This window comes from Aestuariivita boseongensis, assembly GCF_001262635.1.
Lineage (GTDB): Bacteria > Pseudomonadota > Alphaproteobacteria > Rhodobacterales > Rhodobacteraceae > Aestuariivita > Aestuariivita boseongensis.
Genome location: NZ_JXYH01000006.1, coordinates 24914 through 46524, shown reverse-complemented (window position 1 = coordinate 46524; position 21611 = coordinate 24914). Strand labels below are relative to the sequence as shown.

The 21611-nt window shown below is 62.2% G+C and carries 19 protein-coding genes; 11 read left to right on the top strand and 8 right to left on the bottom strand.

Annotated elements, in window-relative coordinates; translation table 11 throughout:
• Window positions 1-30: 30 nt before the first annotated feature.
• Window positions 31-2058 (top strand): molybdopterin-containing oxidoreductase family protein, encoded by a 2028-nt coding sequence (locus tag TR61_RS04090; RefSeq protein ID WP_050928295.1) that lies wholly within the window; start codon window positions 31-33, stop codon window positions 2056-2058.
• A gap of 10 nt (window positions 2059-2068) precedes the next feature.
• On the opposite strand, the gene TR61_RS04085 is transcribed toward TR61_RS04090, so the two are convergent.
• The 4 genes from TR61_RS04085 to TR61_RS04070 form a co-directional block, all read right to left on the bottom strand.
• The gene (locus tag TR61_RS04085; RefSeq protein ID WP_050928294.1) at window positions 2069-2572 is read right to left on the bottom strand and encodes a serine O-acetyltransferase; all 504 of its coding nucleotides are present in this window, start codon (window positions 2570-2572) and stop codon (window positions 2069-2071) included.
• A gap of 104 nt (window positions 2573-2676) precedes the next feature.
• The gene (rpsD, locus tag TR61_RS04080) at window positions 2677-3297 is read right to left on the bottom strand and encodes a 30S ribosomal protein S4 (protein ID WP_050928293.1); all 621 of its coding nucleotides are present in this window, start codon (window positions 3295-3297) and stop codon (window positions 2677-2679) included.
• Between the two features lie 197 nt (window positions 3298-3494).
• Complete coding sequence (locus TR61_RS04075) at window positions 3495-4559, bottom strand: Hint domain-containing protein (RefSeq protein ID WP_050928292.1); 1065 nt, start codon at window positions 4557-4559, stop codon at window positions 3495-3497.
• A gap of 99 nt (window positions 4560-4658) precedes the next feature.
• The gene (locus TR61_RS04070) at window positions 4659-5636 is read right to left on the bottom strand and encodes a lipid A-modifier LpxR family protein (RefSeq protein ID WP_050928346.1); all 978 of its coding nucleotides are present in this window, start codon (window positions 5634-5636) and stop codon (window positions 4659-4661) included.
• A 213-nt stretch (window positions 5637-5849) separates the two neighbouring features.
• Between TR61_RS04070 and hisC the strand changes: the two genes are divergently transcribed.
• Genes hisC through TR61_RS04055 form a run of 3 tightly spaced genes read left to right on the top strand, consistent with a single transcriptional unit; the run spans window position 5850 to window position 8652 of the window.
• Window positions 5850-6926, top strand: coding sequence for a histidinol-phosphate transaminase (gene hisC / locus TR61_RS04065; RefSeq protein ID WP_050928291.1), 1077 nt, complete (start codon window positions 5850-5852; stop codon window positions 6924-6926).
• Entirely contained in the window at window positions 6923-7840 is a 918-nt protein-coding gene (locus TR61_RS04060; RefSeq protein ID WP_050928290.1) for a prephenate/arogenate dehydrogenase family protein, read from the top strand. Before hisC ends, TR61_RS04060 begins: the two co-directional genes overlap by 4 nt.
• Window positions 7840-8652 carry an extensin-like domain-containing protein gene (locus TR61_RS04055; protein ID WP_050928289.1) on the top strand — a complete coding sequence of 271 codons (813 nt, stop codon included), beginning with the start codon at window positions 7840-7842 and terminating at the stop codon, window positions 8650-8652. Before TR61_RS04060 ends, TR61_RS04055 begins: the two co-directional genes overlap by 1 nt.
• On the opposite strand, the gene TR61_RS04050 is transcribed toward TR61_RS04055, so the two are convergent.
• Complete coding sequence (locus tag TR61_RS04050) at window positions 8649-9650, bottom strand: DUF2125 domain-containing protein (protein ID WP_050928288.1); 1002 nt, start codon at window positions 9648-9650, stop codon at window positions 8649-8651. The two genes, TR61_RS04055 and TR61_RS04050, sit on opposite strands and share 4 nt — an antisense overlap.
• 65 nt (window positions 9651-9715) lie before the next feature.
• Between TR61_RS04050 and TR61_RS04045 the strand changes: the two genes are divergently transcribed.
• The 3 genes from TR61_RS04045 to TR61_RS04035 all read left to right on the top strand — a co-directional run bounded on the left by TR61_RS04045 (window position 9716) and on the right by TR61_RS04035 (window position 13278).
• Window positions 9716-10246: a gamma-glutamylcyclotransferase gene (locus tag TR61_RS04045; RefSeq protein ID WP_050928287.1), complete on the top strand. Its 531-nt coding sequence runs from the start codon at window positions 9716-9718 to the stop codon at window positions 10244-10246.
• A 68-nt stretch (window positions 10247-10314) separates the two neighbouring features.
• Window positions 10315-11505 (top strand): biopolymer transporter ExbB, encoded by a 1191-nt coding sequence (locus TR61_RS04040; RefSeq protein ID WP_050928286.1) that lies wholly within the window; start codon window positions 10315-10317, stop codon window positions 11503-11505.
• A 3-nt stretch (window positions 11506-11508) separates the two neighbouring features.
• Window positions 11509-13278 carry a peptidoglycan -binding protein gene (locus TR61_RS04035; protein ID WP_050928285.1) on the top strand — a complete coding sequence of 590 codons (1770 nt, stop codon included), beginning with the start codon at window positions 11509-11511 and terminating at the stop codon, window positions 13276-13278.
• A 6-nt stretch (window positions 13279-13284) separates the two neighbouring features.
• Here TR61_RS04035 and TR61_RS04030 read toward each other — a convergent pair whose 3' ends face one another.
• The 3 genes from TR61_RS04030 to gloB all read right to left on the bottom strand — a co-directional run bounded on the left by TR61_RS04030 (window position 13285) and on the right by gloB (window position 17513).
• A complete protein-coding gene (locus TR61_RS04030; protein ID WP_050928284.1) occupies window positions 13285-14250 on the bottom strand; it encodes a M23 family metallopeptidase in 966 nt (321 codons plus the stop codon).
• Complete coding sequence (gene clpA, locus TR61_RS04025) at window positions 14250-16577, bottom strand: ATP-dependent Clp protease ATP-binding subunit ClpA (RefSeq protein ID WP_050928283.1); 2328 nt, start codon at window positions 16575-16577, stop codon at window positions 14250-14252. The genes TR61_RS04030 and clpA overlap by 1 nt, the downstream gene beginning before the upstream one ends.
• A 174-nt stretch (window positions 16578-16751) precedes the next feature.
• On the bottom strand, window positions 16752-17513 hold the full coding sequence (gene gloB, locus TR61_RS04020) for a hydroxyacylglutathione hydrolase (protein WP_050928282.1): 762 nt from the start codon (window positions 17511-17513) through the stop codon (window positions 16752-16754).
• Between the two features lie 74 nt (window positions 17514-17587).
• Between gloB and TR61_RS04015 the strand changes: the two genes are divergently transcribed.
• The 4 genes from TR61_RS04015 to TR61_RS04000 all read left to right on the top strand — a co-directional run bounded on the left by TR61_RS04015 (window position 17588) and on the right by TR61_RS04000 (window position 21600).
• Entirely contained in the window at window positions 17588-18334 is a 747-nt protein-coding gene (locus TR61_RS04015) for a class I SAM-dependent methyltransferase (protein WP_050928281.1), read from the top strand.
• Between the two features lie 272 nt (window positions 18335-18606).
• Entirely contained in the window at window positions 18607-19167 is a 561-nt protein-coding gene (locus tag TR61_RS04010; protein ID WP_050928344.1) for a F0F1 ATP synthase subunit delta, read from the top strand.
• On the top strand, window positions 19168-20709 hold the full coding sequence (gene atpA / locus TR61_RS04005; RefSeq protein ID WP_050928280.1) for a F0F1 ATP synthase subunit alpha: 1542 nt from the start codon (window positions 19168-19170) through the stop codon (window positions 20707-20709).
• 12 nt (window positions 20710-20721) lie between these two features.
• Window positions 20722-21600 (top strand): F0F1 ATP synthase subunit gamma, encoded by an 879-nt coding sequence (locus TR61_RS04000; RefSeq protein WP_050928279.1) that lies wholly within the window; start codon window positions 20722-20724, stop codon window positions 21598-21600.
• The last annotated feature ends 11 nt before the right edge of the window (window positions 21601-21611 follow it).

Genomic DNA, 21611 nt, shown 5'->3' with positions numbered 1-21611 from the left:
TAGAGTGGGGTGATGCAAGGGGAATTGCGAATGCCTGCCGACCGTATCGTCCAGACCATGTGCCCGATGAACTGTCACCCGACGCTGTGCGGGATGACGGTGACCGTCTCTGCAGATCAAAGCGTTCAGATCAAGGGCGATCCCGAGAACCCCGACAGCCGGGGCTTTTTGTGCATGCGTGGCAATGCAGCGCATGAGATCGTGGGAAACCCGCGCAGGTTGCTGTCGGCGCAGACGCGCGCACGGCGCGGAACGGCGGCGTGGGAAGACACCACATGGGACGCCGCACTTGACCGGATCGCCCAAGAAATGACCACGGCCGGGCGTGAGGCCGTTGCGATCTGGCCCGGTCATGGCAATGCGGTCAATGATTACGGCTTTGGCCTGAAGCGCGGCCAGCTGGAGCGGTTCGCCAATCTTTACGGCTGCCAGTACTGGAACCCGGCGATGATCTGCTGGGGATTGGGCGGGTTCGGCCTGGGCCTGACGGGGGCGATTGAGACCTCGACCAAAGAGGATATGGGCGCGCATTCCGAACTGATCATCCTGTGGGGGGCCAATACGGTCAGCCAGGCAAATACGATCAAGCATGTCGAAGCGGCCAAGCGGCGTGGCGCGCATATCGTGGTGATCGACGTGCGCCGGACCGAACTCAGCGCCCTTGCGCATGAGGTGATCCTGCTGCGCCCCGGCAGCGATACCGCGCTGGCGCTTGCGATGATGCAAGTGATCGTGACCGAGGGGCTGCAGGATGACGCATTCATCGCGGCCTATACCGTGGGATTCGATGCGCTGCGCTCCCATCTTCAGGATAAAACCCCGGACTGGGCCGCCGTGCGAACCGGTGTCGCCGCTGAGCGCATCGCCGATCTGGCGCGCCGCTATGCAACGACAGCGCCTGCGATGATCGTGATTGGCGGGTCATCCCTGCACAAAGGCGATAACACCTGGATGGCCGCGCGGGCGATCTCGTGCCTGCCCGGGCTGACAGGCAATTTCGGCAAGCCCGGTGCGGGGATCGGTCCGCGCCACGGGGCGCGCAGCCATGGCGCGGGGTTTGCGGACATCACCGCGTCGGACCGCCGGTTGCCGGGCGATTATGTGCCAAACCAGATGGAAGCGATCATCGACGCGATGGAACAAGGGTGCATCAAGGTGCTGTTGGTGCTTGGATCGAACTTCCTGTCATCGTTTCCCGACACTGACCGGGTCAGGGCCGCGCTGGGCAAGGTCGATCTGATCGTGGCCTATGACATCTTCTCCAATCAGACCATCCGCGAGGTGGCCGATATCGTCCTGCCCGGCACCATCTGGCTGGAGGAGATCGGGGCAAAAGCCACCAACACGCATGTCTATCTGTCCGATCAGGCTTTGACCCCGCGGGATCAGACCAGACCGCTTTATGAGCTTTACAAGGGCCTCGCGGACCGGCTTGGGGTGGCTGATGTCTACCCCTGGGCCGATCAGGTGGAGGCGATGAACGCCGTGCTGGATCATCCGGCAACGGGCCACGTCACCGTTGACAAGTTGCGCGCCAATGGCGGTCGTGCGGCGCTGCGGATCAGCCATGTGGCCTATCCCACGCTGGAGTTCGACACGCCCTCGGGCAAGTTGGAGTTCTTATCAGACAAGGCGATCAAACTGGGGGTGCCGCCTTTGCCTGAGGCAGCGGAACCGGATACGGACGCTGGCCTTGTTCTGGCCCAGGGCCGCACCTTTGCACACTTCCATTCCTTTTATGACCACGCCCGCGCGCTGCCCAGCCTTGCCGCGCGGGAAGAAGAGCCGCAGATCTGGATTGCCCCGGATGACGCCGCTGCGCGCGACATCGTCGATGGCGACCGGATCGAGCTGCGGCGCGGACAGGCCGCGTTTCAGGCCCGTGCGAAAGTCACGCCGCGCATGCCCGCCGGTGCCGTCTGGGCCCGCGATGGCTGGCCCGGTTTCAATGCGCTGACGGATGGATCGGCCGTATTGCCGGATACGGCGCTTCACGGCTTTCCCTTTTCGGTGGGGCAGTCCGGCTTTGGCGCAAGGGTCGAGCTGGTGAAAGCCTGAACTCTGACGCCTATGGCTCTGCCGTGATGCGCGCCGGGATGCCCGTGGCCACCACCCCGTCAGGCAGATCGTTGGTAACCACGGCATTCGCGCCCACTTGCACATGATCGCCGATGGTCAGCGGGCCCAGAATCTTTGCGCCGGCACCGATGTCGCAATGCCCGCCCAGCGTGACGGAGCCGGCCAGCGTGACTTGATGGAAGATCAGGCAGTTGGGGCCGATATGGCAGTCGGGATGGATGACGATGCCAGTGGGGTGGGGCAGAAGCAGACCGCCGCCAATCTGGCAATTCAGGGGAATGTCGCATTGCGTGACGACCGACCAGAACAGATGCACCTTTGACCAATACCGCGCCCGCAGTTTTGCGCCCAAGGATGAACCTTCCCGTGCCGCCTGATACCTGCGCAGGGCACGCAACAGCTTGCGCCCCGGGTCCCAGAACCCGCGGATTGTCTCCCGGCTCCAATCCGGGGTGGTGGCCGAAGCGGCCTGGGCAAAAGCATCAGGTGTCATGCCGGGCCACTCTTTTTCAGGCGTCTTCGCCCGTCAAGCGACAGGTCAAGAAAAAAGCCCCGCAGATGCTGCGGGGCTTTGGTGTTTCGGCGAAGGCTGACGGATCAGTTCTTCGCGTAGAATTCGACGACCAGGTTCGGCTCCATCATTACCGGATAGGGCACATCGCCCAAACCGGGGGTGCGCACGAAAGTGGCGGTCATTTTCGAGTGATCCACGTCCAGGTAATCCGGCACGTCGCGCTCGGGCAACTGGATCGCTTCCAGGATTGCTGCCATCTGTTTGGAGCGGTCACGCACCTCGATCACGTCGCCCTCCTTCACACGGTAGGAGGGGATGTTGACCTTCTTGCCGTTCACACGGACATGGCCGTGGTTCACGAATTGACGGGCGGCGAAGACGGTCGGCACGAATTTCGCGCGGTACACAACCGCGTCCAGACGGCGCTCCAGCAGACCGATCAGGTTTTCACCGGTGTCGCCCTTCACGCGCTCGGCTTCTGCGTAGATGCGGCGGAACTGCTTTTCGGTCAGGTCGCCATAATAGCCTTTCAGCTTCTGCTTGGCGCGCAGCTGGATGCCGAAGTCGGACAGCTTGCCCTTGCGGCGCTGACCGTGCTGGCCGGGGCCATATTCACGACGGTTGACGGGGGATTTAGGGCGGCCCCAAATGTTTTCGCCCATGCGGCGATCGATTTTGTACTTGGCAGACGTGCGTTTTGTCACGGCTGATCTCCTTCGTTCAGGTTTTCGAAGGGCGTTGTCCTCTCCCCGGATTTGGCCGGGGTGACAGGGATCCTCTTGCGAGGGCCACCAACACCAATGAAGCGCGGCTTATATAGTCTGTGCGCAGGCTGTCAATAGTGGCGGGTGCCGGAAACTTTGAAAGTTTCCGGACCGGTTTCTTTCCAAGAAACCGGCGCTTAGGCCGCGTCGTGCATCAGGACAGCGGCTTCCGACCGGCTGAGATTGCGCCGTGCATAATCGCCATAGATATGCGGATTGAAATCCATGCCGGGGAACTGCTGCAACAGCCGGGTCCGATCCCCGTCGGACAGCGCCGACAAGGAGGCGCTTGCGGGGTGGAAGCTTTCAGCCTCGACACCGTTGGCCCAGATCACCTGGTGATGCGGCAAAAGCAGGTGGATATACTCCACCTCGCGCACTTTCAGATCCACGAAAATGGTCGATCCGTTGACCAGATCGCGGGCTGGCACCAGAACCTCGGGCGTATTGAACAAAGCGCGCGCCACCGCGCCGCGGATCAGCATGCGATGTTCCGGCGACACCAGCAGCTCCTGATCGGGGCGGTCGATGCCCAAAGCGCCTGGGCGGAACCGGATCGGGCGCAATTCGGGCATGACGAACATCCGTGCGCCGGTCATGCGGCGGCGGCCGATCCACATCACCTCTTGCGGGCCGCTGTCGCGGGTCATGATCTTGTCGCCCTCGCGCAACTCTTCAATCAGGCGCGGCCCATCGGGTGTCGAGATGCGCGTTCCGGGCGTGAAACAGATCACGCCACCTTCATCGGCGTCAGCCGGGCGCGCGGCACGGCCGGTGATGGATTGATGCACGATCCACAAGCCGGTGTCGCGTGGCGGGATCTTGTTTAGAAACATCAGCAGGGGCTGTGAGTTGCGACCCGTTTCGATCACGGTGATGGTGAAGCTGTCGCGCCCGTCGGTGACGACGAAATGGCTGTCCATCAGCGGATCGTCGATGTCGACACTGTCGAGGTCAGTCTGATGCGTCATGGCCGCGCCGACCAATCGGCGCACCATATGGGTTGCGCGTTTGCGCAGATTGGCATCGCCATCTGTTCGTTCAAGCCGCAATACGTCTGACGGACCATCCACGCGCAAAGCCTCTCCGCTCCACGACCAAGCTGATCCAACGGTCAACGCGTTCATTGACGCGGCCTCAAGACCGTCTACTTCCGTTTGCGACCAGGAGATGACGAACGTGCCGGTAAAGCCCGTTCTCATTGCCTGTATGCCTGCCTATTTATTCTTTTTGTAACCCAATGGTTAACAAAGGTGATTCGCGCTGCAAAGCATTTCCTGCGAATCAGCCGAAATTTTTTCCTACCAGCGGATATCCAGCTTCAGTGAGCCGACCAGCTGATCGTCGGTCTGGCCCACGAATTCCTCGCCCAGCCAGGTCAGACCATAAAACAGGCCCGTGCCCTGGTTCTGGTACTGCACGCCCAGCCTGACCCGCTCGCGGGTTTCAACCAGCTGGTATCCCCGGTTCTCGGGGAGATAGACGCTGTCGAATACATGGGCGATATCAGCGCCAAGCACAAAGGACAGGCCTTCGTTTTCGCCCTTCACTGCGCGGTAGCGGTGGCCCGTGATGCTTTCGCGCACCATAAGCTCGCCCAGGCCCATCACGCCAAAGGTCAGATCGGCGCCCACGCGGACCAGTGTTTCATCGCCCGCGCGCCCTTCGGCAAAGGGGCGGAACCGGAACCGGTCTGACCAGGCATAGCTGCGGCCTGCTTCCACAACCAGGGTGGGGCGGATGCGATTGCCGATCTGGTTGTTCAGCACGTTATCGCTGGGGGAGCGGACATTGACCAACTGGTGCAGCGCGTCCTGGAAATCGTCCAGATTTGTCTGCGGACCGATAACGACCAGATCGCCGCCCACCGACACATCCGCTTCACCCATCATGAAATGCGTATGCAGACCCGCCTGAAGCGCCCCCGCCCAGGGGCGATCGGCCAGATTCACGTTCACCAGATCGACAGGCGCGATGATCTGCCCCTGCAGGCGCAGCTCGATCAGATCGCCAAAGCGGCTTGGGGCCCGTCCATCCCAACCATAGCCCCAGACGCGCGAAGTGGTCAGCGACCCGGTGCGCCAGCGGTCCTTGCCATCGCCGAACATGTCGTTGGTGGTCAGACGGCCATAACCCAGACGCTCCCGCCCGCCCATCAGGCCGAAAGGCCCGCTGCGTTTTTGCACCGACTCGAACCGCGGATCTGTCTGGGCAGTCGCCTCAGCAGGGGCAAAACTCACGAACGCGGCGAACAGCGCCAGCGCGATCAAACGAAGCATCTTTTGTGCCATCCCGTCTTGGTGCCCCCCCGGGCACTTTGCTTCTAACCCCAAAGACAACCGGGCGGCTAGTGCTGACATGCAACAGACGGCTTTAGTTGAAATGGGCGTGACCATCTTTTTGACATGCTCCGGCCCAAATGCCTGTGCTTGAGGCTGGTCACCACCGCAAGGCAAGGGTAAACCCGGCTGCAACAAGGGAAAGCCAGACAGATGATCACGCCACAACCAGGGATCATGGATATCGCGCTCTATCAGGGGGGCGCATCGCATATCGACGGGATCGACGATCCGCTGAAGCTGTCGTCGAACGAAAATCCGTTCGGCCCAAGCGACAAGGCAGTGGAGGCCATTGCGAAGGCCGCGCAGAAGGCGCATCGCTATCCGTCGACCGACCATGCCGCGTTGCGTGCAGCCATTGGCGAGACCTATGGGCTGGATCCTGAGAAGATCATCATCGGCGTCGGCTCGGACGAAATCCTGACGCTGCTGGCCATGGCCTATGCCGGGCCGGGGGATGAGGTGCTGTATCCCGAACACGGCTTCTCGCTCTATCGCATTATCGCTTTGGCGGCTGGGGCGACCCCGGTTGTCGCGGCGGAAGATGGTCGCACCGTCGATGTCGATGCGCTGCTGGATGCCGTCACGCCGGCCACGCGGTTGGTTTATTTTGCCAATCCCGCCAACCCCTCCGGCACGATGATCCCGCAGTCGGACGTCGAACGGCTTACCAATGGTCTGCCGGATCAGTGCCTTCTGGTGCTGGACGGGGCCTATGCGGAATTTGTCGACGGCTATGACGGCGGCGCGACGATGGTTGCGGAACGCGACAATGTGGTGATGACGCGGACCTTCTCGAAGATCTATGGCCTGGGCGGTCTGCGCGTGGGCTGGGGATATGCGCCGCAAGCGATCATCGACGTGCTCAACCGTATTCGCGGGCCGTTCAATATGTCGGGCGTCGCGCTGGCCGGGGCCGAGGCCGCAGTGCGCGATCAGGCCTTTGTCGATCGGTGCCGCGAGGTGAATGCGGATGAGCGCGCGCGCCTGACCGGCGGATTGCATCAGTTGGGCATCGCCTGCGACGAAAGCTTTGCCAATTTCGTCCTGGCCCGCTTCGCCGACGAGGCCGAGGCGCTGGCCGCCGATGCCTATCTGAAATCGCAAGGGATCCTTGTGCGCATCGTCAAAGGCTATGGCTTTCCCGAGGCGCTGCGCATCACCGTGGGCCGCCCCGAAGACAACACGCGCGTTCTGGATGCGCTGCGCAGCTTCAAGGGGGCGGCATGAGTGTGATCTATGACCGCGTCGCGCTGATCGGTCTGGGGCTGGTTGCCTCGTCCATGTATTGGGCGATCAAGCGCGCCGGGCTTGCCAATGAAGTCGTGGGGTTTGCCCGGTCCGAAGAAACCCGCGCGACCGCGCGCGAGATCGGGCTGTGCGACCGCGTGGTGGACAGCGCGGCTGAGGCGGTGCAAGGCGCTGATCTTGTTGTTCTTTGCGTGCCCATTGGTGCCATGGGGGCCGTCGCAAAAGACATCGCACCGCACCTGAAGCCCGGGGCGACCGTCAGCGACGTTGGATCGGTTAAACAGTCCGTGATCGACGCGGTCGGCCCGCATATTCCTGACGGTGTGCATTTCGTACCCACCCACCCGATGGCCGGTACCGAACAATCCGGCCCCCGATCGGGCTTTGCCGAATTGTTCGACAACCGCTGGTGCCTGATTGTGCCCCACGGAGCCGATGAAGCCGCGACCGCCCGGCTTGAGGAATTCTGGCACGGGTTGGGCTCGAACACCGAACGGATGGAGGTCAGCCATCACGATCTTCTTTGCGCCGTGGTCAGCCATATTCCGCACCTGATCGCTTACACGATGGTTGGTGTGGCCGATGATTTTCGGCGGGTGTCGGATAAGGAAGTGGTCAAATTCTCGGCCGGGGGGTTTCGCGATTTCACTCGGATCGCGGCCAGTGATCCCACGATGTGGCGCGATGTGTTCATGACCAACAAAGAGGCGACTTTGGAAGTGCTGGGCCGCTTCACCGAAGAGCTTTTTGCCCTGCAACGCGCCATCCGCACCGGCGATGGTGATCACCTGCATGCCTATTTCACCCGCACCCGCGCCATTCGCCGCGGCATCGTGGAAGCCGGGCAGGACACCGACGCACCGGATTTCGGCCGCAGCGGGGCGCGCAAGTGATGCGCCGGGCTTGGCTGGGCCTGCTGACCGTATTGTTGGTCAGCCCGGTTCTGGCCAAGGCCCCGGACACATCGCTGCGCCCACAACCGCGCGTCCTCAACCACCCAGGCATCGTATTGCTGCCGACTGAGCCCTTGGTCCGGCCCAGGGCGCGGCCCGTTTCAGAACAGATCGCGTCCGCTTCAAGCCGCGGCACGCTTGCGCTGCTGGCTCCGGTGCAGTCCTTCCGCCCCAATCTTCGGCCCCCGTCGGTGATCCGCGAAGCCATGTCGCGCAAACGCCAGGCGCGGCGCGGCATGGTGTGTGAAAGCACCGACATTCAGGGCGAGGTCGTCGGTTTCGTCCCCGGTCGCATTCCCGGTTGCGGGATCGAGGATGCGGTGCGGGTCAAATCCGTCTCGGGCGTGGCGCTGAGCCAACAGGCCCTGATGGATTGCAACACCGCAAAGGCGCTGAACCGCTGGGTCAATAACGGCGCCAAGCCCGCCTTGCGGTCAAAGGGGCGGCTGGTCGAATTGCGCGTCGCGGCGCATTACGCCTGCCGGACGCGGAACAACCAGCCTGGCGCGCGCATTTCGGAACATGGCAAGGGGCGCGCGATTGATATTTCCGGGTTTCGGATGGATGACGGGCAGGTCATCACCGTCTTGAACCATTGGGACGCACGCGGGTTCCGCACCGCGATGCGCAAGATGCACCGCACCGCCTGCGGGCCTTTCGGCACTGTTCTGGGCCCCGATAGCGACCGTTTCCACCGCGATCACTTCCATTTCGACACGGCAAAATACCGGTCCGGGCCGTTCTGCCGTTAGCGCAGGACCAGACGCGGGGCAGGGCCCAGCGGGATCGGCCCCAGCGCCACCGCGCCGCCTCGCAGGTTCAGCCGCAAATCCAGCGCATTGGGATTGCCGCCCAACCCTTCCAGCATGCGCAGCGTCCGCTCTGCCGGGCCGTAAGCCTGTTCGGGCAGCACGCCGGCCTCGCGCGCAATCGCCAGCATCTCGCGCCAGTTCTCGGCCTTGATCGTAATCGTGCCATCGGGAATGCCCGCCTGATCGACGGTAAACTCCCCCGCCGCAAGCAGGCGCAGCGCACCCCATTTCGCGTCAGCGAGCCGCAGCTTCACATGGCGGGGCTGGGGCCGCGCGGTCTCAATCGCGCCACGGTCCCAGGGCTTGTCCCAGGTGATTGTCGCTTCCAGTTCAAGCGTGTCGAAGGTTTCGGGCAATGTCTGCGTCATCTCGGCCACGCGACGCAGGCGTTCGCCGGGGGCGAAGGCTTGGGCGCGCAGGGTGATGTCATAGACCTCGGGCGTTTGCTGCTGCGCTTTGGACAGTACCAGCGTGTCCGCCCGCGCCAGCGGCTCGCCCTCTTCCTCCATCGACCAGGGGCCCGAGGTCAGCGACAGATGCTCCAGCTCAAGCGCCAGACCGGGATGCAGGCGCAGATCGGCAGCCATATCTTGGGTCATCAGCATGAGCGTCTGGTCGAAATAGGACAGACGCTGTGGCGCATCGGCAAAGCGCAGCGTCACGTGGCCGGGCCAGATCGCGCGGCTGTCGATCTCAAGCCGTTGCGCCTGCCAGGCGGTACCCGTCGCGGGATCGGCCAGCGCGGGCGCGTCAATTGTCGTCACATGGCGCGCGGGAAAGCCGCCCAGACCCAGATCGGCGTAATCGGCCTGCCATCCGCGCGCCTCTTGCAGCGCAAACCAGTTGGCGATGTTCGATTGCATCCACCATCCGGCCCCGGCCCAATAGAGCGACCATGCCAGAACAGCCCCAAGCACCCATTTGACAAGACCAATCACCGCATGCCCTTTCGCAAGCTTTGCGTTTGGTGTTTACAGGCCCACGGAATGAAGGACCAGTCGCCATGACCATGTGGGTATTCGGATACGGATCGCTGCTGTGGAACCCCGGTTTCGACGTGGCCGAGATGCGCGTGGCCACGCTGCCGGGCTACGCGCGGTCCTTCTGCATGTCCTCGATCCATCATCGCGGCACCGAAGAAAAACCGGGCCTTGTCCTTGCGCTTGATCCCGTTGACGGGGCCAGCTGCCGGGGTATGGCCATGCGGGTGGCGCCCGGGGTCGAGGCCCAGACGCTGGACTATCTGCGCGAGCGCGAGCTGATCTCGTCGGCCTATATCGAACGCGATCTTGAAATTCATTTCGAAGATGGGCGCACCGTGACCGCCGTGACCTATGTGGTCGATACCGACCACGTGCAATATTGCGGCGGCCTTCCGTTGGAAGACCAGGCCCACATCATCGCCCATGCAGTAGGGGGCAGGGGTCCCAACACCGAATATCTGTACAACACAGCCTCTCATCTGCACGAGATCGGGCTGCATGATCCGGATCTGGACTGGCTGGCGGCCCGCGTGCGGGAGATTACGGCATAATACCTTGGCGGCGCTGGGCTTTGACGATACTGTGACGCCCAGAGCAGACGAGGTTCAGGCAGGGGCCAATGGTGAACCCAACCCGTGAGGCGCGGCCTCAGTTTTCACAACCGATCCGGCAGATCGTGACCATGCTGCTGGTGCTGGGCCTGTCCGGGGCCGGGGCCTTTCTGGCCTTGCCCCGCGTGCTGCCGGTGTTCGAGGCGAACCCATACCTGAATTCCTTCATCTTTTTTGTATTCATCATCGGTGTCTTGGCCTGTTTCTGGCAGGTGATCACATTGATCGGGTCGGTACGCTGGATCGAAAGCTTTGCCGCGACCGAAACCGCGCCTGACGGGAAGGCGCCGCGCTTGCTGGCCCCGCTAGCCAGTCTTCTGCGGTCCCGTGGCGCGCGGATGCAGATCAATGCGACCTCTTCAAGGTCGATCCTCGATTCCGTCGCACAGCGCATCGACGAGGCGCGGGAAATCACGCGCTATATCGTCAACCTTTTGATTTTCCTTGGCCTTCTGGGCACGTTCTATGGCCTTGCCACCACTGTTCCGGCCGTTGTCGACACCATCCGCAGCCTGGCCCCGCAAGAGGGGGAAGAGGGTGTCGAGGTCTTCAACCGCCTGATGACCGGACTGGAATCCCAGCTGGGTGGAATGGGCGTTGCCTTCGCGTCTTCGCTTCTGGGTCTGGCCGGATCGCTGATCGTCGGCCTGCTGGAACTTTTTGCAAGCCACGGCCAGAACCGCTTTTATCGCGAGCTTGAGGAATGGCTGTCCTCCATCACGCGGGTGGGCTTCGCCTCGGGCGAGGAGGGCACGCAGGACACCAGCGCCGTCGCCGCCGTGCTGGATCAGATGAGCGTGCAGATGGACACGCTGACCCAGATGTTCACGCAATCGGACGTCAATCTGGGCATGCTGGAGACCCGCTTGGGTCAGCTGACCGACGCGATGAATGGGCTGGTTGCGAAAATGGAGGGCGATGCGGATACCGCCCAGGCGCTGAACCGGATGGTCGACGGTCAGGAACGCCTGATCGAAGCGCTGGAAAATACCGGCGGCGACGGGATCGACGCGGAAAGCCGCATGCGCCTGCGGTCGATCGACGTGCAGATGCTGCGCATTCTGGAAGAGATCTCGGCAGGTCGTCAGGAAACACTGGCGGTGCTGCACAAGGAAATCGAAAGCGCGGTGCAGATGTTCGCCAATACGAAATCCGAGCCGCGACGCGTGCGCCCCCTGCGCCCGAACGAGGAGGGGTAAGCCATGGCGCTTTCCCGGCGCACAGGACAGCGCTTTCAGGCGTCGATCTGGCCCGGGTTCGTCGATGCCATGACGGGCCTTCTGCTGGTTTTGATGTTCGTGCTGACGATCTTCATGATTGTGCAATTCGTGCTGCGCGAAACGATCTCGGGGCAGGAAAACGAATTGAACGCGCTCAGCGCCGAAGTCTCCGCATTGGCCCGCGCTTTGGGGTTGGAAGAACGCCGGGCCGAACAGTTGGAAGACCGGGTGGGCGCGTTGTCGGCCACGCTCAGCGATGCGCAGTCGGAACTGGCACAGCAATCCTCGCTGATCGCGTCGCTTCAGGCCCAACGCGCCGAACAGGATGCCGCGCTGGCCGACGCACAGACGCGCATCACCAGTTTCGAAGCGCAGGTCGCGGCCCTTCTGGCCGATCAGGACCGCGCGCTGGGTACAATTGCCGATCTAGAGGCCGAGCGTGACAGCCTGATCAGCGAACAGGAGGCGCTGAACCTGGCCCTTGCGCAGACCCGCTCCGAAATCGACGCGCAGGCCGAGGCCGCGCGTCTTGCCGCCGCCCGGCGCGAGGCACTGGAAGCGCTGGTTGCAGATCTGCAGGCCGATAAGGCCGATGCGCAAAGCCGTATCAGCGATCTGGAAACCCAGCTAAGCGATGAGGAAGCCGCCCGCCTGGCCGAAGCCGCCGCCGCCGAAGCCCTGCGCGCGCGGCTGCAGAACGCCGACGCGGAACTGACAGCCATGACCCTGGCGCTGGAAGAACAGCGCCAGCGCGCGGAAGATACGCTGACCCTTCTGGCCGCGGCAGAGGCCGCGCGTGACGATCTGGACGCGCGCCTTCTGGCGGCGCTGACCCAGGCCGAAGCAACCTCGGAAGAGCTGCAGACGGCCCTGTCCGATCAGGACGCCTTGCGTCAACGTCTGATCTCGGCCCTCGCCGCGCAGGAAGCGGCCCAGGCCGAGGCCGAGCGCCAGATGACCCGCGCCGAAGAACGCGCCGCGCTTCTGGCCGCCGCCAATGCCGCCCTGTCGGAGGAGGAGGCCACATCAGCCGAGGCGCAGCGCGAGATGGCGCTTCTGAACCAGCAGGTCGCGGCACTGCGCACGCAGCTGGGATCTCTCCAGGCATTGTTGGATGATGCCGAAGCGCGCGATGCCGCCGCGCAGATCCAGTTGGAAAGTCTGGGTTCTGACCTGAACGCGGCTTTGGCCCGTGCGGCCGCAGAAGAACGCCGCCGCCGCCAGCTGGAAGAGGCCGAACGCATCCGGCTTGAGAAAGAGGCCGCCGAACTGGCCGCCCAGGCCCAGGATCTTGAGCAGTACCGGTCGGAATTCTTTGGCCGCCTGCGCGAGGTTCTCAGCGGACAGGACCGTGTTCGCATCGTGGGCGACCGCTTCGTGTTCTCGTCCGAGGTGCTGTTTGACCCGGCCAGCGCCGATCTGTCAGCCGCAGGCCGGGCCGAGATTGAAAGCATCGCGGGCATCCTGCGCGACATCGCCGATGACATCCCTGAAGATATCGACTGGCTGATCCGTGTCGACGGCCATACCGATAACACACCCTTGTCCGGGTTCGGCCAGTTCGCCGACAACTGGGAGCTCAGCCAGGCCCGTGCCCTGTCGGTCGTGCGTTACATGGTCAGCGATCTGGGCATTCCGCCTAACCGTCTTGCGGCGAACGGATTTGGGGAATTTCAGCCGCTGAACCCTGCCGATACCGCGGAGGCGCGTGCGCAGAACCGGCGGATCGAGTTGAAACTGACCGAACGCTGAGCCCGCTTACTCCACCTGAATGACCGCACGCGCCTGGTCGATCACCGTGTCCCCGCGCAGCATCGTGGCGATGCCTTCATAGGTGCCGGCAGGCCAGGGGCTGCGCATCTGACGCCCCGCTGCGCGGAACAGTTGCGCCTGCGTGCGCTCAAGCGTGACCTCATGCCGGATCAGCTCGCCTTTCGGGCCGGTCACGGTCAGGATCATCCGGTCGCCCGCGCGGCTGCCAAAGGCAAAGGCAAAAATCACGAAGGCGGGCGAGCTTGGCGTGATCGCGCGATCCGCGTTGCCCGCCTGGATGTCGTCAAAACGTGGGATGGCATCGGCAAAGCCGATATCGAGGATGCCGCCGGCCGCGTAAGGCAGGGGCGGGGCCCAAAGCATGGTATCGCCCGTGGGGGACAGGTCGCAGTGGTCTTCGGGGGCTTGTCCGAACGGATCCACATCCGCGCCATCCTTGCGCAGGCTCAGATGCAGATGCGGGAACTCCGTCTTGCCGCTCATTCCGATCTGGCCCAGCCTGTGGCCGACCTCGACCCGCTGGCCCGGTGCGACCGTGACGCTGCCACGGCGCAGGTGACAATATTGCGTGACCCAGCCACCGCCATGATCCAGCACAACGCCATTGCCGCATTCCCGGCCTGCGATCTCTTCGGCCCGGTCGGGGGTAAAGGGCGCATCCTCCACCCCGTCGCGCCGGCCCAGAACCGTGCCCGAGGCTGCGGCCAGAACATCCACGCCCGCCTCCATATCCGCGCGCGTTGGCAGGGCAAAATCCGTTCCGCGATGGCCGTCATAGCTCAGCGTCCCACAGGTGAAATCCTGCGCGCCGGGGCCTGGGTCGCGGTCCATGTATTGCTGGATGTAACAGGTCTCACCCAGCGTGCAGTCCACCGGCAAGGCCAAAGAAAAATCGCTCGCCAGGGCAGGCCCGGCGAGCGACAGAAACGTTGCGGCAAGCGCCGCGCGCATCAATCGGCGGTCAGAAGCGGCGGCTTGTCGCCCGAGATTCGCGGGTTCCCCGGCCCTTCGACCGTCAGATCCAGCTCGCCCTTCTTGACGCCGACCCGGACAACACCGCCCTTGGCCAGCTTGCCAAAGAGCAGTTCTTCCGCCAGCGGCTTCTTGATGTGCTCCTGAATGACGCGGCCCAGCGGACGCGCGCCCATCTTGTCGTCGTAACCCTTGTCGGCCAGCCATTCGGCGGCGGGCTTGGTCAGTTCGATGGTCACACCGCGATCCATCAGCTGTGCTTCCAGCTGCATCACGAATTTCTCCACCACCTGCAGGATCACCTCTTTCGGCAGCGCGCCGAAGGAAATCACCGCATCCAGACGGTTGCGGAATTCCGGCGTGAACTGGCGTTCGATGGCGGCTGTGTCCTCGCCCTCGCGGCGGTCGCGGCCAAAGCCGATGGCTTCTTTCGCCTGCTCCGCCGCGCCGGCGTTCGACGTCATGATCAGCACCACGTTTCGGAAATCCACCGTCCGGCCGTTATGGTCGGTCAGTTTGCCGTGATCCATCACCTGCAGCAGGATGTTATAGACATCCGGGTGCGCCTTCTCGATCTCGTCAAGCAGCAGCACACAATGCGGGTGCTGGTCGACGCCATCGGTCAGCATGCCGCCCTGGTCAAACCCGACATAGCCCGGAGGGGCACCGATCAGGCGCGAAACGGCGTGTTTCTCCATGTATTCCGACATGTCGAAGCGCAGCAGTTCAACGCCCAAAGTGTCCGCCAGTTGGCGCGCCACTTCGGTTTTCCCCACACCGGTTGGCCCTGCGAACAGGTAGTTGCCGATGGGTTTTTCGGGTTCCCGCAGACCGGCGCGTGCCAGTTTGATGGCCGAGGACAGCGCCTCGATCGCCTTGTCCTGACCGAAGACCACCCGTTTCAGGCTGCCTTCCAGATCTTTCAGAACCTCTGCATCGTCTTTGGAGACGTTTTTCGGCGGGATGCGCGCGATCTTGGCCACGACGGCTTCGATTTCTTTCGTGCCGATTGTCTTGCGGCGTTTGCTTTCGGCAACCAGATGCTGCGCGGCGCCAGCTTCATCAATCACGTCAATCGCCTTGTCGGGCAATTTGCGGTCATTGATATAGCGCGCGGACAGCTCCACCGCCGTCTTGATCGCGTCGGCGGTGTATTTCACCCGGTGATGATCCTCGAAATAGGGCTTCAGACCTTTCAGGATCTTGATGCTGTCATCCACCGACGGTTCGGTCACGTCGATTTTCTGGAACCGGCGGCTCAGCGCGCGGTCCTTTTCGAAATGCTGACGAAATTCCTTGTAGGTGGTCGAACCCATGGTGCGCAGCTTGCCGCCCTGTAGGGCAGGTTTCAGCAGGTTCGACGCATCCATCGCACCACCTGATGTGGCACCCGCACCGATCACGGTGTGGATTTCGTCGATGAACAGGACCGCGTCGGGGTGTTCTTCCAACTCGGTCACGACAGCTTTCAGCCGTTCCTCGAAATCGCCGCGATACCGGGTGCCTGCCAGAAGCGCGCCCATATCCAGGCTGTAGATCGTGGTGTTGGCCAGAACTTCGGGCGTTTCACCGGCCACGATCTTGCGCGCCAGGCCTTCAGCAATCGCGGTCTTTCCCACGCCGGGATCACCCACCAGAAGCGGGTTGTTCTTGCGACGGCGGCACAGCACCTGAATGCAGCGCTCCACCTCGGCCGCGCGGCCGATCAGCGGGTCCACATCCCCTTCGCGCGATTTCTTGTTCAGATCGACGCAATATTTGCCAAGGGCGCTTTCTTTCTGTTCTGCGGCGTCCGCCTGCGGGCTGCCTGCATCTTCTTCGCTGTCCTGAGCGCCAGAGACGGGGCGGCTTTCCCCATAGGCCGGGTTCTTGGCCACGCCATGGGCGATGAAATTCACCGCGTCATAGCGGGTCATGTCCTGTTCCTGCAGGAAATAGGCCGCGTTCGATTCACGTTCGGCAAAAATCGCAACCAGGACGTTGGCGCCTGTCACCTCTGTCCGGCCGGAGGATTGCACATGAATTGCCGCGCGCTGGATCACGCGCTGGAAGGCGGCCGTGGGCACCGCTTCGGATCCATCAATGTCGGTGACAAGGTTCGAAAGATCCTCGTCCACAAATTCAACCAGCGTGGCGCGCAGTTCGTCGGTGTCGACATTGCAGGCTTTCATCACCCGTGTCGCATCCGGTTCATCCAGCAGCGCCAGCAGCAGATGCTCCAGCGTTGCGAATTCATGCCTGCGCTCATTGGCCAGTGCCAATGCCGCGTGGATTGCCTGCTCAAGTGTACTCGAGAATGAAGGCACGATCAGTGCTCCTTCTGTCTGGGCCCCGGAGTGTGGGCTTGTGGGCCGCAGCCCGGGACCATCTTTGTCCTCATAGGTTAGAGTTTGGTTTATCGTCGGGCCGCTTCAAGTCTTTTCTGACAAATACCGGTCACATTTCCTGTTACTGTTGTGACACTGCGCGTGAGCTAGGCATCAGAAATTGTCCTTGCGGGTGCGGATTTCCGCGAAAACCTCTGCAGGGTCGGCACCTTCCATCTGAAGATGTCGGCTGACGGACGGCTCGCCTGCGCGCAGAAAGGGGTTTGTTTCCAGCTCAAGCGATAAAAGCGACGGAACGGTCGGTTGGTTTCGGGACCGCGCCGCATCGATGTCCTTGATACGAGATATAAGGGCCGCGTTGTCCGGTTCAATGGTGATCGCAAAGCGGCCATTGGCCTGGGTGTATTCATGACCGGAATAGACCACCGTCTCGGGCGGGAGGGCCGCCAGTTTCGACAGGCTGTCATACATCATATCATACGTGCCTTCGAACACGCGCCCGCATCCCAGCGCCATCAGGCTGTCTGCGGTGAAGACCGCGTTTCCCTTGGGATAATAGAAGGCCACGTGACCCAGGGTGTGGCCGGGCACGGCGATGACCAGCATTTCCCCATCTCCGGTGCCGCCTGTCATGCCGTCCGGCATAGCCATATCCAGCGGGGGAAGCTTGTCCTTTTCCGCCTCTGGCCCCATCACCATGCAGCCGTATTTATCTCTTAACTCGGCGACCGCCTGTGTGTGATCGGCATGGTGATGGGTCAGCATGATCACCCCGGGCGTCCAGCCTCGTTCATCCAGCGCGGCAATAATCGGCGCGGCTTCCGGAGCATCGATAATCGCGACCCCGTCCGGCCCGTTGACCAGATAGGCATAATTGTCCGACAGGCAGGGGATGGTCACAATCTCAAGGGGCATGGATTTTCGCCTTTACGTTGCTAAGGTGAGCGCGATTTGGAACGCCAGCTTGGCGGAAAGGCAGGACGGTCGCAATGCATCTCGATGTGCAGGACCTCAGGAACTTCTATTATCGCAGCACGCTGGGCCGTGCGGCGCAGACGATCCTTCAGGGTCGGCTGGTCGAGCTTTGGCCCGATGTCAAAGGTCAGACTGTGGCGGGCTTTGGCTTTACCTTGCCGCTGTTGCGCCCGTTCCTGCCTGATGCGCGGCGGGTCATCGCGCTGATGCCGGGGCCGCAGGGGGTGATGGCCTGGCCCGCGAACATGCCCAATGTGTCGGTCCTGATGGAGGAAACCGCCTGGCCGATTGAAACCGGCCATATCGACAAGCTGGTGGTCATGCACGGGCTGGAAACCTCTGAACAGCCCACCGCCGTGTTGGACGAAGCGTGGCGCGTCCTGGGGCCGGGTGGAAGGGCGGTCTTTATCGTGCCCAACCGTGCCGGTTTGTGGTCGCGGAGCGACCGCACGCCCTTTGGTTTTGGCAGGCCCTATACGCTGGGGCAGGTGGAAAGCCAGCTGCGCAAACATCACTTCGCGGTCGAACGGCATATGTCGGTCTTGTATCAAATGCCTTCGCGGCGGAAATTCTGGCTGAAAGCCGGACCGTTGATGGAGAAGATGGGTCAGCGCATGCCCGCGGTGATGGCGGGTGGGGTTTTCATCATCGAAGTCAGCAAACACGTCCATAACCGGCGCGGCACCCGCGTACGCAAAGAGGCTGCCAAACCCCTTGGCGTGCTGGAAGGATTGACCAAGCCTGTCGCGAAACCGGTTTAGGGCGCTGAAATCGCCCATCTGGTGGGCAAGGAATCGAAAATCCGACGAAAAAAGTGAACCAATTTCGCGGGTTTTGGGCGCGCAAACGGTCGCACTCTGGCTAAGTGACTGAAACAACAGGATTTGTCCGAAAAACCGTTATCGCTATACCATGTTGCGAGGCTGGAAACCCTCTGCTACATGCTCCCTGATTTTGACGCCCGGGTAAACGCCCGGGCTGTTTCACACGCCCCCGACGCTGCTGTTGGGGCCAGTCAATCGAAAGGGTGGACGTGTCCGAACCAGCTTCGATTTCCGAGGGGATAGCCGATCGCTATGCCACTGCGATTTTCGAAATCGCACAAGAGAACAAGGACCTTGATGGTCTTGAAGCAAGCCTTGCTGATCTCAGCGCCGCGTTGGATGCCAGCCCCGAGCTGCGCGAGGTGATTTCGTCACCCATCCTGGCGCGTTCCGAACAAAAAGCCGCAATGACCGCGCTGGCCCAGAAAATGGGTCTGGTGCAGGTGATGCAGAACGTGCTGGGCCTTATGGCTGAAAAGCGCCGCCTGTTCGTCCTGCCGCAGATGATCAAGGCCCTGCGCGCCAAGATCGCCGATCACCGCGGTGAGGTTACTGCCGAGGTCACCAGCGCGAAGGCCCTGACCAAGGCTCAGAATGACAAACTGGCCAAGACCCTGGCCGAGAAGTTTGGCAAGAACATCACCATCCAAGCGTCCGTCGATGAAAGTATCATTGGCGGCCTTATCGTCAAAGTGGGCTCGAAGATGATCGACACCTCGATCAAGGCCAAGCTCAACTCCCTCCAGAATGCAATGAAAGAGGTCGGATAAATGGGTATCCAAGCAGCAGAGATTTCTGCGATCCTGAAGGACCAGATCAAGAACTTCGGTCAAGACGCCGAAGTGGCCGAAGTGGGCCGCGTGCTCAGCGTCGGCGACGGGATCGCACGTGTGTATGGCCTCGACAATGTGCAGGCCGGTGAAATGGTTGAATTCCCCGGCGGCATTCAGGGCATGGCCCTGAACCTGGAAAGCGACAACGTGGGTGTCGTGATCTTCGGTTCCGACCGTGACATTAAAGAAGGCGACACCGTCAAGCGCACCAACTCCATCGTGGACGTGCCTGCCGGTGACGGCCTGCTGGGCCGCGTTGTTGACGGCCTGGGCAACCCGCTGGACGGCAAAGGCCCGATCGACGCATCCGAGCGTCGCGTGGCCGACGTGAAGGCCCCCGGCATCATCCCGCGTAAATCGGTGCACGAACCGATGGCGACCGGCCTGAAATCGGTCGACGCGATGATCCCGATCGGCCGTGGCCAGCGCGAGCTGATCATCGGCGACCGCCAGACCGGTAAAACCGCCGTGGCGCTGGACGCCATGCTGAACCAGAAGTCCTACAACGAAGCCGCTGGCGATGATGAGAGCAAGAAGCTCTACTGTATCTATGTGGCTGTTGGCCAAAAGCGCTCGACCGTGGCGCAGCTGGTGAAGAAACTGGAAGAAAGCGGCGCGATTGAATATTCGATCGTCGTGGCTGCAACCGCATCCGACCCCGCGCCGATGCAGTTCCTGGCACCCTATGCCGCGACTGCGATGGCCGAATACTTCCGCGACAACGGCCGTCACGCGCTGATCATCTATGATGACCTCTCCAAGCAAGCCGTGGCCTATCGCCAGATGTCGCTGCTGCTGCGTCGTCCGCCCGGCCGTGAAGCCTATCCCGGTGACGTGTTCTATCTTCACTCCCGCCTGCTGGAGCGGTCTGCCAAGCTGAACGAAGACAATGGCGCGGGTTCGCTGACGGCGCTGCCGATCATTGAAACCCAAGGTGGTGACGTGTCGGCCTTTATTCCAACCAACGTGATCTCGATCACCGACGGCCAGATCTTCCTGGAAACCGAACTGTTCTACCAGGGCATCCGTCCTGCCGTGAACACCGGTCTGTCGGTTTCGCGCGTGGGCTCGTCGGCACAAACCGACGCAATGTCCTCGGTCGCCGGTCCGGTGAAACTGTCGCTGGCTCAGTATCGCGAAATGGCGGCCTTTGCGCAGTTCGGCTCCGACCTGGATGCGGCAACCCAGCAGCTGCTGAACCGCGGCGCGCGCCTGACCGAGCTGATGAAACAGCCTCAGTACTCGCCGCTGACCAACGCGGAAATCGTCTGCGTCATCTTCGCCGGCACCAACGGCTATCTCGACAAGCTGCCCGTCAGCGAAGTCGGCAAGTTCGAGGCAGGTCTGCTGGCCTTCCTGCGCAATCAGAAAGCCGATTTCCTGAAATGGATCGCGGACGAGGATCCCAAGTTCAAATCGGGTGAAAACGTGGACAAGATGAAGGCCGTCCTCGACGAGTTCGCATCGACCTTCGCGTAAGGAGACGAGGCAATGCCCAGTCTTAAGGACCTGAAAAACAGGATCGAGTCAGTCAAATCGACCCGCAAGATCACCAAGGCCATGCAGATGGTGGCCGCCGCAAAACTGCGGCGGGCACAAGATGCTGCCGAGATGGCGCGCCCCTATGCCGAACGCTTCAACGCGGTGATGGCAGGGCTGGCCGCCTCGGTTGGTGGTTCCGACAGTGCGCCCAAGCTGCTGTCCGGAACCGGCAGTGACCAGGTGCATCTGCTGGTTGTGATGACGTCGGAACGGGGCCTCTGCGGGGGCTTCAACACCAACATCGTCAAAAAGGCCAAGACCCACGCGGAAGATCTGCGCGCCAAAGGCAAGACGGTTAAGATCCTGACCGTTGGCAAAAAAGGCCGCGACCAGCTGAAGCGTGACTATGCCGATGCTTTCGTGGGCCATGTGGACCTGAGCGAAGTCAAGAAAGTCGGCTATGCCGATGCGCAGAACATCGCCAAGGATGTGCTGGCACGCTTTGACGCGGGCGATTTCGATGTGGCGACACTGTTCTATTCGAAATTCGTCAACGTGGTGAGCCAGGACCCGCAAGCCCTGCAAATCATCCCCGCCAAATTCGAAGACACTGGCGAGGACGAAGGCGCATCCACGCTTTACGATTACGAACCTGACGAGGAAGCGATCCTCGCCGACCTGCTGCCGCGCGGTGTGGCCACGCAGATTTTTGCTGGTCTGCTGGAAAACGGCGCATCCGAGCAGGGCGCGCGGATGTCCGCGATGGACAACGCGACCCGCAACGCAGGCGAGATGATCGACAAGCTGACCATCCAATACAACCGCTCGCGTCAGGCTGTGATCACCAACGAGCTGATTGAAATCATTTCCGGCGCGGAAGCGCTGTAAGAGAGAACCGG